The sequence below is a fragment of the Prosthecodimorpha hirschii genome, assembly GCF_001305515.1.
GTDB lineage: Bacteria > Pseudomonadota > Alphaproteobacteria > Rhizobiales > Ancalomicrobiaceae > Prosthecodimorpha > Prosthecodimorpha hirschii.
In genome coordinates, this window is record NZ_LJYW01000001.1 from 1,272,583 (window position 1) to 1,286,299 (window position 13,717).

A 13,717-nucleotide genomic window follows, 5' to 3' on the forward strand; every position below is an offset into this window, starting at 1 on the left:
GAAATCGGCGCATACGCGATGCAGGAGTCTGGACTTCAACCCCTGATCCCCCGGCTCCTTCCGCTTCGCCCCCTGCCAAGGGGGCTAGCGTTTGCACACATTGTTTTTGATTGAAGTATTGAGTTGAGCAGCGAGGTTGAAGCCTTCTGCGATGGCTTGGAAGCGTTCGAGGCCTCGGGCCATTGTGACGGGGCCGGGCGGGCGTTCGGAGGCGTATCCGGTCCATCCGCCGAGACGGGCGATGATCCATGCCGCCCAGGCGAGGCTTTGGGGCGGGTGCGGGTTCTGCTGTTTGCGCGTGCGGCCGTGGTCGAGCCTTTGGGCGAGCGCGGCGAGGGGCGCCTGCTGGGGCGGGTCGAAGACGACCTCTGCCTTTCGGGCCGCTCCCGCCTGGTCGCGTCCCTGGACGAGTTGCATGACCTGGGAGGCCACCACAAGCGTGGCGGCGGTCAGCCGTTCCAGCGCCTCGCGCGTCTCCAGGAGGGCGTCCTCGATGGCGAGGATCTGCGACTTCATCGTGCGGAACACCTGCTCGATGCCCCATCGGCGACGGTAGAGCGCGACGATGCGCAACGCGTCGGCAACGGTTTCGACCGGATGGGAGGTGACGAGTTCCCAGTGGATCGGCTCGGCGCCGGCGGGTGGATCGACCTCGACGATTTCGACGACATGGACCGGGACGCTGGCCGGGTCGGCGCCCCCTGAGCGCGTCTTCGGCCGGACGACGTGAAGGCGGGCGAAGCGGATGTCGGCCACCACCTCGCGGGCCTGCCGCCCGGGCCGGGCCGGGATGTCGAAGCGGACCCGGCCGGCGGTCGACCCGGCGGCGAGCGCGTCGCGGACGGTGCCGCCGCCGGCCAGGCGCCGGTTGCGGCAGAGACGGACGAGCACGTGGGTGGTCGGACCGGGTAGGCGCGCGAGCACCTCGTAGATGTCGCCCTCCCGGTCGGCCACGATGGTGACACCCGCCGCCGACGGCAGCGCCTCGACGGCGCTGCGGGCCGTGTCGAGCCAGCGGTGGCTTTCCTTCTCCTCGATCGGCAGGAGCCGGTAATCCGGCCCCTTGACGCGCTCGCGCGACCAGATGGCGGCGGCCGCGAGACCGAGCAGAGCCCCGTCCTCGGCGTCGACCACGATGGCCGGATGGGCGAACAGGCCAACGTCCGCGCCGTTGCCGACCTTGCCGAGGCCGGTCTTGCGGCCGGCCTTGGCCTGATAGTTGATCTCGGTAGTGTCCTGGATGACAAGCACGTCGCGGCCGGCCGCGGCCCGGTCGGCCTTCGCGGCGGCGGCCGCCAAGATAGCGGCCACGGTCACCTTGGCGTTTCTGAAGAAGCGTCCAGCCCCGACCGCCTCAGACCTGCTCTCAGTGAACCGTCGAGGCACCGCCGATAGATGCGCGGCCATGCGCTCGAAGACGAGCGCCCCCTTTTATCGAGCCGCGCATCCCCGAACTGTCCCAACATCATCCCGACCGCCCCATCAACCGCTTCCAGGGGCATTGATTCACATCGTGACCCAAAACGCTACTGACAATAGCGACCGCTATGTCGAATCAGATCTTGCGAATCCATCGATGTGTGCAAACGCTAGGCCAAGGGGGAGAAGGTGCCCGCAGGGCGGGTGAGCCTGAGGGGTATCGGGAGCCGGACGCCGCGCGCGAGGATCGGTTGCAACCGATCCTCGCGCAATCCCCTCAAGCGCCACCCCGGGGAACAGGCGACAGATACAAGGGGGTGGATATGGAAACGACATCGAAATCAGCGGTCTAGCCGATCCGAGCCCGGTCCGCCCGATCGACCGCCGCCGCGCGATCGCCCCCCTCATCCGCCCTTCGGGCACCTTCTCCCCCCTTCGGGGGGCGAAGGGGATAACGCGTTGAGGGATCGGGGAAATCGACCCAACCGAGCCCGCGGCTCCTTCCCCTTCGCCCCCTGAAGGGGGGAGAAGGTCGCCGAAGGCGGGATGAGGGGGTGGATATGGAAACACCCTCGAAATCAGCGGTCTCTGCGATCCGATCCCGGTCCGGGAGATCGACCGGCACCGCGCGATCGCCCCCCTTGTATCTGTCGCCTGTTCCCCGGGGTGGCGCTTGAGGAGATTGCGCGAGGATCGGTTGCAACCGATCCTCGCGCGCGGCGTCCGGCTCCCGATACCCCTCAGGCTGCAACCGTGGATGAGCACAGGGACCGGCGCCATCGTCACGCACGACCGTACAGTCGCAGGATCGACAGTCGCACGCACAAGGCAGGTTACCGTGATGAAGATCATCTGTGGAGTCGATGTCTCCGCTTCCCATCTGGATGCGCGTGTCGGAATGACCGGCGCATTCGCTCGCTTCGACCGGACCGCGACCGGCATCGGCGAACTCGGCGACTTCTGTCGCCGGCACGGCGTCGACCTGGTCGTGTTCGAGGCCACCGGCGGATACGAGAAGCTGCCCTTCTGCCTTCTCTGGCAGCAGGGGCTCGCCTGCGCCCTGGTCAACCCGCGCGCCGTCCGGGATCTTGCCAAGGGCCTGGGATACCTGGAGAAGACCGACCGGCTGGACGCCGGCATCATCGCCCGCTTCGCCGAGATCACCGGGGTGGAGCCCCAGGCTCCCCGCAGCGGAAGCCAGGAGCGTCTGCGCGCCCTCGTCGACAGGCTGCGCCAGCTGGTCGTCATGAACGGCGCCGAGAAGAACCGCGCCCGGCTGGTCGAGGACGAAACCGTCGCCGCCTCGCTCGGCCGCACGCGTGCCCATCTCGAAGCCGAGATCCGCAGGATCGAAGGCGAAGTCGCCTCCGCCATCGACGACGACCCCCTGTGGAGCACGCTCGGCCAGGCCTTCCGGACCATCAAGGGCGTCGCCGATCGCACCGTCGCCGTCCTCGCCGCCCTCCTGCCGGAGATCGGCACCCTCGACAACAAGGCCATATCCAAGCTGGTCGGCCTCGCACCCCTCGCCGACGACAGCGGACGACGCACCGGCCGGCGCCTCGTCCGCGGCGGCCGCAGGGACGTCCGTGACATCCTCTTCGTCGTCGCCGAGATCGTCCGACGCTTCAACGACGACTTCCGAGACTTCGCCAAAAGGTTGAAGGAAGCCGGCAAGCCCCCGAAGGTCATCCGCGTCGCCCTCGCCCACAAACTCCTCATCAGACTCAACGCAAAAGCACGCCAGGCGCGCACAGGCCTCGCTATGCCTACTTGACCCCAGACACAGTCGCTCATCCGCCCTTCATCTCGCGGCTCCCTCTCCCTCCATAAGGATAAATGGATAACGCGTTGAGGGATCCGAGAAATCGACCCGTCCAATCCCGCGGCTCCTTCCCCTTAAGGCAGGCGAAGGGGTTAACGCGTTGAAGAATCACGAAAATCGACCCCGTCCGATCCTCCGGCTCCTTCCCCTTCGCCCCCTGAAGGGGGGAGAAGGTCGCCGAAGGCGGGATGAGGGGGTGGATATGGAAACACCCTCGAAATCAGCGGTCTAGCCGATCCGAGCCCGGTCCGGGAGGTCTACCGGCGCCGCGCGATCGCCCCCCTCATCCGCCCTTCGGGCACCTTCTCCCCCCTTTAGGGGGCGAAGGGGTTAACGCGTTGAGGGATCGGGCAAATCGCCCCCTCCGATCCCGCGGCTCCGCGTCACCCGGCCAGGGCGGCCTTTACGGTTCCGCCGGCCTTGCCCATGTCCATGCGGCCGGAATAGCGCTCCTTGAGGGCGGCCATGACGCGGCCCATGTCCTTCATGCCGCTGGCGCCGAGTTCGGCGACGACGGCCTTGACGGCGGCTTCGACCTCGGCCGGATCCATCGGCTTCGGCAGGTAGGCGCGGATCACGGCGATTTCGGCGCGCTCCTTGTCGGCCAGTTCCGGACGGCCGCCGTCGTCGTAGAGCTTGGCGGAATCCTCACGCGACTTGATCAGCTTGACCAGCAGATCCTGGATGTCGGCATCCGAGATGTGGCCGTCGGCGGCACCGCCGCGCGCCGCGATGTCCTTGTCCTTGATGGCCGCGCCGATCATGCGCAGCGTGGTCAGGCGAGCCTTGTCGCCCGCCTTCATGGCCGCCTTGACGTCGTCCTGGAGCTTCTCGCGCATGGCCTGTCTGTCCTCGCTCGGAGTGTCTGAAAGATTGACTCGGGGGCGCCCCGCGCCTAGGTGAAGGGGCGCCCGGGCCGGTCCCAGGGCCGCAAGGGCGCGCCCGATATCAGTCGGGGGTCGTTCTCTAGTCCAACTTCGTCGGGAAAAGAAGCCATGTCGATCGCGCCCGGAGCCATCCCCGGAACGGACCCGAATGTCTGGGCCGAGCCGCGACCGACCGCGCTGCTGGTGCTGGCCGACGGAACGGTGATCGAGGGCATCGGTCTCGGGGCGGTCGGCAGCCGGGTCGGCGAGGTGTGCTTCAACACCGCCATGACCGGCTATCAGGAGATCCTGACCGATCCCTCCTATGCCGGCCAGATCATCACCTTCACGTTCCCGCACATCGGCAATGTCGGCGTCAACGACGAGGACATCGAGACCGTCAACCTGGCCTCCGCAGCGGGCGCGCGCGGCGTCGTGCTGAAGGCCGAAGTGACCGATCCGGCCAACTGGCGCTCGACCCGCCATCTCGACCTGTGGCTGAAGGCGCGCGGCATCGTCGGCATTGCCGGCATCGACACGCGCGCGCTGACCGCGCTGATCCGCGAAGCCGGCATGCCCAATGCGGTCATCGCCCATGCGCCCGATGGCGGGTTCGACCTCGACGCGCTGAAGGCCGAAGCGGCGGGCTGGCCGGGTCTCGTCGGCATGGATCTGGTGCCGGACGTGACCACCGGGCAGACCTTCACCTGGGACGAGACTACCTGGGAGCTCGGCCGCGGCTATGGCCGCCAGGAGGCGCCGGCCTATCACGTGGTGGCGATCGACTACGGCGTGAAGCGAAACATCCTGCGTCTGCTCGCCGATGCCGGCTGCCGCGTCACCGTGCTGCCGGCGACCGCGACCGCCGAAGACGTGCTCGGCCACCGGCCGGACGGCGTCTTCCTCTCCAACGGTCCCGGCGATCCGGCGGCGACGGGCGCCTATGCGGTGCCGACCATCCAGGCGGTGATTGCGGCCGGCATCCCGACCTTCGGCATCTGCCTCGGCCACCAGATGCTCGGCCTCGCCATCGGTGCCGACACGATGAAGATGCACCAGGGCCATCACGGCGCAAACCATCCGGTGAAGGACTTCACCACCGGCAAGGTCGAAATCACCTCGATGAATCATGGCTTTGCCGTCGATCGCGCGACCCTGCCGAACGATGTCGAGGAGACCCATGTCTCGCTGTTCGACGGCTCGAACTGCGGCATCCGGATCAAGGGCAAGCCGGTCTTCTCGGTGCAGTATCACCCGGAAGCCTCGCCCGGCCCGCGCGACAGCCACTATCTGTTCACGCGTTTCGTGAACCTGATCCGGGCCCGCAAGGGCGAAGCGCCGCTGCCGGAGCGGGTCGCCGTCTAGGCCTTGGACGGAGCGCGCCGGCTTCACGGAGCGTTAACCATGGCGGCGGATTCTCGGGGGCGATACCGCCTCCGGAGGCCGCATGCGTACCCTCGTCGAACTCTTCTCGGGTCCGTCCACGCGGGATTATGCGCGCGGCGCGGCGGCCCTGATTGTGCTGGCGGTGGTCGCCGCCAATCTGCTGGCACGGGCCGTTCCGGCCGCGGATCCGACCGTAACCGGCTCGATTTCCAGCCGATCCGCGATCCAGGCCGCGCCACCGCCCGCCGCCGAGGCGCCGCGCAGCGGAGCGGATGCGGGGGTCTGGGGGCGCGTCATGAGCGCTCTGGCGGCGCTCCGGTAGGCCCGCCGCCGGCCACTCCGCGCAAGGCTTCATTAAGGTTAGCCCGCCCATCCTGGGTCCCGTAGCGTTCAGTTGCGGGGGCGAGTCATGGCGGAAGGTATCGTGGTCAAGTCGGGTCCGGGGGCGGTCGCCTACGGGCTGATCCTGGGCATCGTCGTGCTCGGCTTCATGACCGGTGCCATGGCGGTCGTGCTCGTCAACGCCGCGCCGACCGGCGAGAGCGCGATCCTGTCGAAGGCCGGCGTCAAGGCCGACCGCGAGCCGGTCGCCGGCCGGATCGGCCGCTCGGCTTCGGTGCAGTGACCGCGCCATCCGCCGCGGCGACGTCAGCCGCCGGGCCGCCCGTCCGTCTGCAATGAATTCGAATCCGTTCGGTGACAAACCGGCCGGATTCGAAGGATTTCAAATATTGCCGCGGAAGGTATCGCAACTGGCCATGCGGCCGCTTTCGAAGCCGGTCTTGAACCAGCGCACGCGCTGCTCAGACGAGCCGTGGGTGAAGCTGTCGGGCACGGCGTAGCCCTGGATGGTCCGCTGGATCGAATCGTCGCCGATGCGCGAGGCGGCATTGAGCGCCTCCTCGATATCCCCGGCCTCGATGAAGTCGCGCTCCTTCTGGGCGTGGTGCGCCCAGACGCCGGCCAGGCAGTCGGCCTGCAGCTCGACGCGGACCGACAGGCGGTTCGCCTCGCGCTCGCTGACCTGCTGGCGGCGCCGGTTGAACTCCGGCAACACGCCGATCAGGTTCTGGATGTGGTGGCCGATCTCGTGGGCGATGACATAGGCCTGCGCGAAATCGCCCGGCGCCTTGAAGCGCGTCTTCAGCTGATCGTAGAAGGCGAGGTCGATATAGACCTTGCGGTCGCCCGGGCAATAGAACGGCCCGGTCGCCGCGCTCGCCTCGCCGCAGGGCGAGCGGGTCGAGCCGTTGAACAGCACCAGGCGCGGTTCCTCGTAGGCCTTGCCGGAGGCGGTGCGGACGAGATCGCCGGCCTGCTGCGGCAGCAGCTGCTTCCAGCGCAGTTCGGTATCGCGCAGCACCACCGAGACGAATCGGGTCTGCTCGTCGCGCCTGGCGCCGCTCGGCGGCGGCGCCGTGCGGGTCTGGCGCTCGAACTGGGAGCCGCCCGGGCCGATCGACTGGCCGGACAGCAGCGTCAGCGGGTTGATGCCGAGCACCCAGGAGATGACCAGGATCACCAGGATGGTGCCGATGCCGCCGCCGCCGAGATTGATCGGCAGCCCGAAACCGCCGCCGCCGAGCCCGCCGCCGCCCATGCCGCCGCCGGTGTCGAAGCCCCCGCCGCCGCCGCGGCGATCCTCGATGTTGGAACTCTCTTCCCGACCTTCCCAGCGCATCGCCGTCTCCCGAACGCCCAGCGGTGATCGCCAGCCGCCGCGGCGGACGGCAATCTCCGAAGGCCGTTATATAGGAGCGTTCCGGCGCGGGATACCGAGCGGCGATGTCGACCGGCGCCGCCGGCGCCACCACAGCTTCAGGCTCCGGATCGGATGACGGACCCGGCGATTGAACCCGGCAATCCAGTCCAGGTCGGTTTCGTCATGGCGCATGGACTTGCGTACGCGAAGCAACTCGAACATGGCGAGCCTCGTGTCGTTTGACCCCGCCCCCATCTCGTCGATCGCCTTCTACTCTCGATGGCGCGAACGACGACCAGCACTCACGAGTGTGCGCCCGATCCGATTCATATTTATGACAATCTATATATATGAATTTAATCGCTCTTTTAGAATCATGACGGTGACCGTGACGGACCATGGCGCGCCACCTGCCATTCGGGTTTCGTTGCGCCGCCCATGCGCCATGCTACTGTCCCGGCCTTCGAGCGCGGGCCGGTGCCCGCCGGCCATCCCGCAAGAGACCGCATGTCCTCATCCTGGCTGGAATTCTGGAACGGCCACCATCGGATCTACGTCAACGAGGTGCATCGGCGGGTGCACTACGACCGCGTTGCCCGCGACATCCGCGGCCTCGTCCCCTCGCCGACGGCCGTCGTGGTCGACTGGGGCTGCGGCGATGCGCTGGCGGCTGCCGATGTTGCCGGTGCCTGCGGCGAACTGCTCTTGTGCGACGCCGCCGAGAACACCCGCCTGCGCGTCGCCGAGCGCCTGAAGGGCGAGCCGAGAATCAGGGTGGTGGCGCCGGACGAGCTGATCCGCGACCATGCCGGCCGCGTCGACCTGATGGTGGTCAACTCGGTGCTGCAATATCTCGACGCGCCGAGCCTCGCCGGCCTCCTCGCCGACGCGCGCCGCCTGCTCGCCCCGGGCGGCAGCCTCGTCATCGCCGACGTGATCCCGCCGGCGGACGATCTCGTCGGCGACGTGCGGAACCTGCTGGCCACGGGATGGCGGCACGGCTTCTTCCTGGCGGCCTTCTCCGGCCTCGCCGCGACCTTCTTCTCCCCCTACCGCAAACTGCGCGCCCAGGTCGGCCTTGCGCGCCACGCGGAAGCCGACCTGATCGCCCGGCTGCAGGCCGCCGGCTTCAAGGCCGAACGCCTGCACCCCAATCTCGGCTTCGACCAGCGCCGCATGGCGTTCCGGGCGCGGCTTACCCAGCAACCTACTTGAAATCGAAACTCCCCACTTGACAGCTTAATTCGCAAAAAATTAGCATACACCAGGAGATTGAAAAATGAAGTCTGTTGCTTTTTTTAACAACAAAGGTGGCGTTGGAAAAACGACGCTGCTTTGTAATATTGCATCGTACTTGGCGATTCACAAAAATTATAAGATTTTAATAATTGACGCAGACCCTCAATGCAATGCAACGCAACTTTTATTGGATGAGGACATAGTCAATGAACTATACGAAGATTCTAAGAGCTACACCATCCATTCTATAGTACACCCCCTTTCGATAGGCAAGGGCTATTCGGAGATAATTCGACCAATTGAAGTGGATAACTTCAAATTAGAACTTCTTGCTGGCGATCCCAAATTAGCTTTAAAAGAAGACCTCCTATCCCAAGATTGGCAATCATCGATTTCTGGTGACATCAGGGGCCTGAGAACATCTTTTGTTTTTTCAGAATTACTTAGTCGATGCGAGAATTATGACTTGGTTTTCTTTGATATGGGCCCATCTTTGGGCTCAATTAACAGAGCAGTTCTTCTCGCCTGCGATTTCTTCCTCAGCCCTATGTCAATAGACATCTTTAGCTTACGCGCGATCGAGAATATCGCAGTTGCCCTGAAGGAATGGCGGAAGAGATTATCAAATGCTTTAACGCAAATACCAGACGATGCCATTGAGGACCTTCCTAAGCAGCCAAAGTTTGACGTCCAGTTTATTGGCTATATTGCCCAACAATACAATCAAAAGACAAAGCAGGGCGAAAAGCGAGCCGTCGACGCTTATGAAAAAATTATGAGAAGAATTCCTATTGAGATTCAAAAGCATCTAGTTGATACAGTCACGAAAGCTAAGATAAAAGACTTCAGAATAGGTGAAATACCTAATCTTTATAGTTTAATTCCGATGTCTCAAAGCGAGCACAAGCCAATATTTGACCTAAAAGCCAAAGATGGAGTTCGTGGAGCTCACTTCACAAGAGTAAAAGATGCGGAATTATTATTCAAAAAGGTATCTTCAAACATGATAAAGAATATTGAGGCGTGCGGATAAGCCATGGTCAACTGGCCCAGTTCACTCGTTGATGCAATTGCACGCCGTAAGGCCGTCATAATTATTGGATCCGGCGTTTCAGCTAATGCAAGTGACGCAAATGGCGCTCATCCTCCGACTTGGGCCGAGTTCCTCCTATCAGCGTGCGAAAGCATTCCTCCAGCCAATGCGCGGCTAGGTAGTCTTGTAAAGAAAGCACTAAAATCAAATAACTATCTTCACGCCTGTGAATTACTTAAGAGGGCACACGGTGGCGATTGGAGCAATATTGTTCGGTCACATTTTCAAACTCCAAACTATCGTCCCGCAAAAATTCATGAGCATATTTTTAATCTTGACACGCGTATTGTTATATCTTTGAATTTTGACTCTATTTACGATCGTTATGCACTCAGCAAATCTGAAGGCACTTTCTATGTCAAAAACTATCATGATGATGATATTGCGCAGTTAATTAGCGGTCCGGACAGATATTTGATTAAAGCGCACGGGTCAATTGATACGATTGGAAAACTAATTTTTACTCAAGTTGACTACGCTAAGGCGCGAATAAAACATAGTGATTTTTATAAAATACTTGACTCTATACTACTCTTGAATACTGTCGTTATGATAGGTTGCGGTGTTAGCGATCCCGACATGCAGTTGATATTTGAAAACAATCGTTTTTTGTTTAACACAAACTCTCACTATATGGTGCTACCAAAGGGCACCGCAGATGAGGATCGCCAAATATACGAGGACAGCAGAGGTATTAGGATAATAGAATTCCGAGCAAAGAAAAGAGATTATTCCGACCTGACAAACTCACTTGCCGAACTTGTTACCCAGGTTGAAGATCGGCGCCAAGCGATATCGACGGCCATGGATTGGTAGCGTTATACAAGCATCCATAACCGATGGTGAAACAAGTTAGAATTGGTACAACGTGGGATTGCTCGAATTGCGCACGAAGGCAGGGAGTCTATTCAATCGGTGGCAGCATGCATATGGAAGCGGGTCAGTAGTAAGGCGGCGCGAGCGATGAAGGTGGAACACTGCATGTGCCGGAATGGCCAACATTGTAGCCAGATTAGGAATCACAGATGCAGGACGCGGATTTTGTGTGGGCAGTGGGAAAGGCTGCTTCGGTAACTGGACATGATAGCCCGGCTTCAAGGCCGAGCGCCTGCACCCCAATCTCGGCTTCGACCAGCGCCGCATGGCGTTTCGGGCGCGGCCGGCGTGAGGCGCAAAGGCTCGCATCCGACCCTGCGGATGCGAGCCGGTCGCCACGGGCACGACCGGGCGCCGATCGCGATCCGTCCCTTCAAGTCGGCTGGCGATCCATGTCCTGCAAAGGTTTCGGAAGCGCAAGGTCTCTTCGGCCTGCCTGCTTCCCCATTGATCGCATCTGCTTGCATCGTTCGATTTTTAAACGACCCTCACCCGTGATTTAACTATGTTCTATTGAAAGCCATCATGTCGATCCGATAAAATAAATGTGAACAAGCGGCAACTCAACGCTTGACTTGAGATATACTCAAGACTTGAACCGCAGTGGTTAACAACATTAATTTTCTCTCATTGTAGCGATTATTGAATATTTAATGGGCAGATCATACGATTTGGAAGCACAATCAATCATGTTTGCATACACATATGTTGTCCTGGCGTCGTCTCCAACGTCTTTTTACCGATACCGGCGCAGCCACCGCCCCGGTCATCGCCCTTCTGTTGCCCGCCTGCCTCTTCGCCATCGGTGGCGCCGTCAACGTCTCTCTGACCTTCGCCGAGCGGGCGCGCCTGCAGGATGTGGCGGATTCCGCCGCCACCGGGGCCGCCCGCGAACTCGCGCTGGCGCGTGCCGACACCACCCGGATCGTCGCGATCGCGACCGCGATCGCCCGGGCCCGGCTCGGCGACGACCCCGCCTGGACCGTCGCGACCAAGGTCATCGACCGTCAAACCGCCGTCTTCGTCGAGATTTCCGGCGCCGTCTCCGGGACCATCCCGTTGCCGGGCGGCGATGGGCTGTGGAGCGTCGACGTGCATTCGACGGCGCGGATATCCGCCGGTCCGCCGATCTGTCTGGTGGCGCTCGACCCCAAGGCGCCGCGCACGCTCTATCTGGAGGGCAGCGCCACGCTGACCGCGAGCAACTGTTCGGTCTTCTCGAATTCGACCAGTCCGCAAGGTCTCACGTCGCAGCAATCCGCCTCGATCACGTCGTCCCTGACCTGCTCGGCCGGCGGCAAGGTCGGCACCAAGATCAACTTCACGCCCGAACCGCTGACCGACTGCCCGCCGGTGCCCGATCCCCTCGCCGACCGGCCCGCACCGGCCGACAGCGCCTGCTCGGTCATGAATCGGGTCGTCTCGGCCACCCTGGAGATCCTGCGGCCCGGCACCTATTGCGGCGGCCTGAAGGTCACCAACGGCGCCATCGTCCTGCTCTCGCCCGGCATCTACGTGATGCGCGACGGTCCGCTCGTCGTCGACGGCGGGGCCACGCTGCGCGGCAGCTATGTCGGCATCTACCTGCGCGGTTCGACCTCGACGCTGCTGTTCGCCACCGCCTCGACGATCGATCTCACGGCACCGAAGGACGGCCCGATGGCCGGCCTGCTGCTCTTCGAGGACCGCGCCGCGCCCGATCTGCGCGAACACAAGATCATGAGCGACAATGCCCACACCCTGCTCGGGACCATTTATATCCCGAAGGGACGTCTCATCGTCGACGCCACCAAGCCGATCGCGGTGCGCTCCGCCTATACGATTATCGTCACGCGGCGCATGGAACTCTATGCCGGCCCGAATCTCGTGATGAACACGGACTACGGGTCGACGCCGATCCCGGTCCCGCAAGGCGTCGGCAATCTCGGCGGCAAGATCTGGCTGGAGAATTGATCCGCGCCGGACATCCGGTCAGGCCGGATGCGCCGCGAGGCGCGCGGTGATCTCGGCCGCCCGCTGCGGCCGGCCGAACAGATAGCCCTGCATGTAGTGAACGCCGGCCGAGACCAGGAAGCGGTGCTGCTCGACCCGCTCGACGCCTTCCGCCACCACCTTCATGCCGAGCGCCAGCGCCATCGAGACCGTCGCCTCGACGATCGCGGCGGCATCGGTCGAACTGTCGACGCCGTCCGTGAAGGACTTGTCGATCTTCAGTTCGTCGAACCGGAACCGGCGCAGATAGGAGAGGCTGGCGAAGCCGGTCCCGAAATCGTCCAGCGCGATGGCGATGCCGGCCGCGCGCAGGGCCGCGATCTGACGATGCACGACCGGATCGTCGCCGAGCAGGGCACTTTCGGTGATCTCGACGACCAGGCGCGCCGGCGGGAAATCGAGCTCGGCCAGGATGGCCAGCATGCCGGCGGCGAAGCCCTCCGATTGGATCTGCATCGGCGAGACATTGATCGCCACCGTCAGAGCGGCCCAGTCGCGGGTATCCAGGCAGGCCCGACGCAGGACGAGTTCGCCGATCCGGGCGATCAAGCCCGCCCCCTCGGCCAGAGGAATGAACTGCGCCGGAGGGACCAGGCTGGCATCCGCCCGCTGCCAGCGGACGAGCGCTTCGACACCGACGATCCGCCGGCCCGACGCATCCATGATCGGCTGGTAGATGGGCGTCATCTCGCCGGCTTCGATCGCGCGCAGGAGATCGCGCACCTCCTTCGAGGTGACGTAGCGGCCGAACACCGCCAGGCGGCGGATGACGGGATCGATGATGCTGCGCCGGAGCCCGGCGGCGATCATCAACCCGAAGGCCAGCGCCGCGGCCGTCGCCGCCGCGAAGGCGAACAGCATGGCGACGATCGGCCGGAACAGATCGTCGGTGGCGGCGACCAGCACCAGGGTTCCGACCTGTTCGCCCGCGTCGACGATCGGCACGGCAACCTCGATCGTGCGGCTGCGCAGCACGTCCAGGATCCCCGGCCGAACGCCTTCCGCCCGGAAGCGGCTGTCGCGATCCAGTTGGACGGTCCGGCCCATGGCCGCCAGCCCTCTGCCGCATCGCCTTTGCGCGCGGCCGAGGCGCTGGCGAAGGCGAAGACCTGGGCGGTCGCGGTCAGCGTGCGGTGCTTCTCCTCGATCTCCCCCGAGAGGGCATAGATCACCGAGAAGCCGGACAGCACGAACAGCGATGCGGCAACGGACAGCGTCACCAGCACTGCGAGCTTTCGTCCAATCACCGTTCTCGGCCGACTGCGGCATGGATGCGGACCTCGACAGTTCCACCAACAGGATGCGCCCATGCTCTTGAT

At 63.4% G+C, this 13,717-nt stretch carries 12 protein-coding genes; 8 read left to right on the forward strand and 4 right to left on the reverse strand.

The window, feature by feature from the left end; genetic code table 11:
• Positions 1–84 precede the first annotated feature (84 nt).
• Positions 85–1,407, reverse strand: a complete 1,323-nt coding sequence (locus tag ABB55_RS05530; RefSeq protein ID WP_083463375.1) for an IS4 family transposase — start codon at positions 1,405–1,407, stop codon at positions 85–87.
• Positions 1,408–2,257: 850 nt separating this feature from the next.
• Here ABB55_RS05530 and ABB55_RS05535 point away from each other — a divergent pair.
• Positions 2,258–3,196 carry an IS110 family RNA-guided transposase gene (locus tag ABB55_RS05535; RefSeq protein ID WP_152982233.1) on the forward strand — a complete coding sequence of 313 codons (939 nt, stop codon included), beginning with the start codon at positions 2,258–2,260 and terminating at the stop codon, positions 3,194–3,196.
• A gap of 431 nt (positions 3,197–3,627) precedes the next feature.
• On the opposite strand, the gene ABB55_RS05540 is transcribed toward ABB55_RS05535, so the two are convergent.
• Positions 3,628–4,083: a GatB/YqeY domain-containing protein gene (locus tag ABB55_RS05540; RefSeq protein WP_054357921.1), complete on the reverse strand. Its 456-nt coding sequence runs from the start codon at positions 4,081–4,083 to the stop codon at positions 3,628–3,630.
• 156 nt (positions 4,084–4,239) lie between these two features.
• On the opposite strand from ABB55_RS05540, the gene carA reads away from it, so the two are divergent.
• From carA to ABB55_RS05555, 3 genes are all read left to right on the forward strand, one after another.
• Complete coding sequence (gene carA, locus ABB55_RS05545; RefSeq protein WP_054357922.1) at positions 4,240–5,475, forward strand: glutamine-hydrolyzing carbamoyl-phosphate synthase small subunit; 1,236 nt, start codon at positions 4,240–4,242, stop codon at positions 5,473–5,475.
• Between the two features lie 82 nt (positions 5,476–5,557).
• Positions 5,558–5,818, forward strand: coding sequence for a hypothetical protein (locus tag ABB55_RS05550; protein WP_054357923.1), 261 nt, complete (start codon positions 5,558–5,560; stop codon positions 5,816–5,818).
• An 87-nt stretch (positions 5,819–5,905) separates the two neighbouring features.
• Positions 5,906–6,121, forward strand: a complete 216-nt coding sequence (locus ABB55_RS05555) for a hypothetical protein (RefSeq protein ID WP_054357924.1) — start codon at positions 5,906–5,908, stop codon at positions 6,119–6,121.
• 99 nt (positions 6,122–6,220) lie between these two features.
• Here the strand turns inward: ABB55_RS05555 and ypfJ are convergent, their stop codons facing one another.
• Positions 6,221–7,177, reverse strand: coding sequence for a KPN_02809 family neutral zinc metallopeptidase (gene ypfJ, locus ABB55_RS05560; protein ID WP_054357925.1), 957 nt, complete (start codon positions 7,175–7,177; stop codon positions 6,221–6,223).
• 528 nt (positions 7,178–7,705) lie between these two features.
• Between ypfJ and ABB55_RS05565 the strand changes: the two genes are divergently transcribed.
• The 4 genes from ABB55_RS05565 (at position 7,706) to ABB55_RS05570 (ending at position 12,359) form a co-directional block, all read left to right on the forward strand.
• Positions 7,706–8,413, forward strand: coding sequence for a class I SAM-dependent methyltransferase (locus ABB55_RS05565; protein ID WP_054357926.1), 708 nt, complete (start codon positions 7,706–7,708; stop codon positions 8,411–8,413).
• A 64-nt stretch (positions 8,414–8,477) separates the two neighbouring features.
• Complete coding sequence (locus tag ABB55_RS28710) at positions 8,478–9,470, forward strand: ParA family protein (RefSeq protein WP_083463377.1); 993 nt, start codon at positions 8,478–8,480, stop codon at positions 9,468–9,470.
• 3 nt (positions 9,471–9,473) lie between these two features.
• Positions 9,474–10,346, forward strand: a complete 873-nt coding sequence (locus ABB55_RS28715; protein ID WP_083463378.1) for an SIR2 family protein — start codon at positions 9,474–9,476, stop codon at positions 10,344–10,346.
• A 765-nt stretch (positions 10,347–11,111) separates the two neighbouring features.
• The gene (locus tag ABB55_RS05570) at positions 11,112–12,359 is read left to right on the forward strand and encodes a TadE/TadG family type IV pilus assembly protein (protein ID WP_054357927.1); all 1,248 of its coding nucleotides are present in this window, start codon (positions 11,112–11,114) and stop codon (positions 12,357–12,359) included.
• Positions 12,360–12,377: 18 nt separating this feature from the next.
• On the opposite strand, the gene ABB55_RS05575 is transcribed toward ABB55_RS05570, so the two are convergent.
• Positions 12,378–13,445 carry an EAL domain-containing protein gene (locus ABB55_RS05575; RefSeq protein WP_054357928.1) on the reverse strand — a complete coding sequence of 356 codons (1,068 nt, stop codon included), beginning with the start codon at positions 13,443–13,445 and terminating at the stop codon, positions 12,378–12,380.
• Positions 13,446–13,717: the final 272 nt, after the last annotated feature.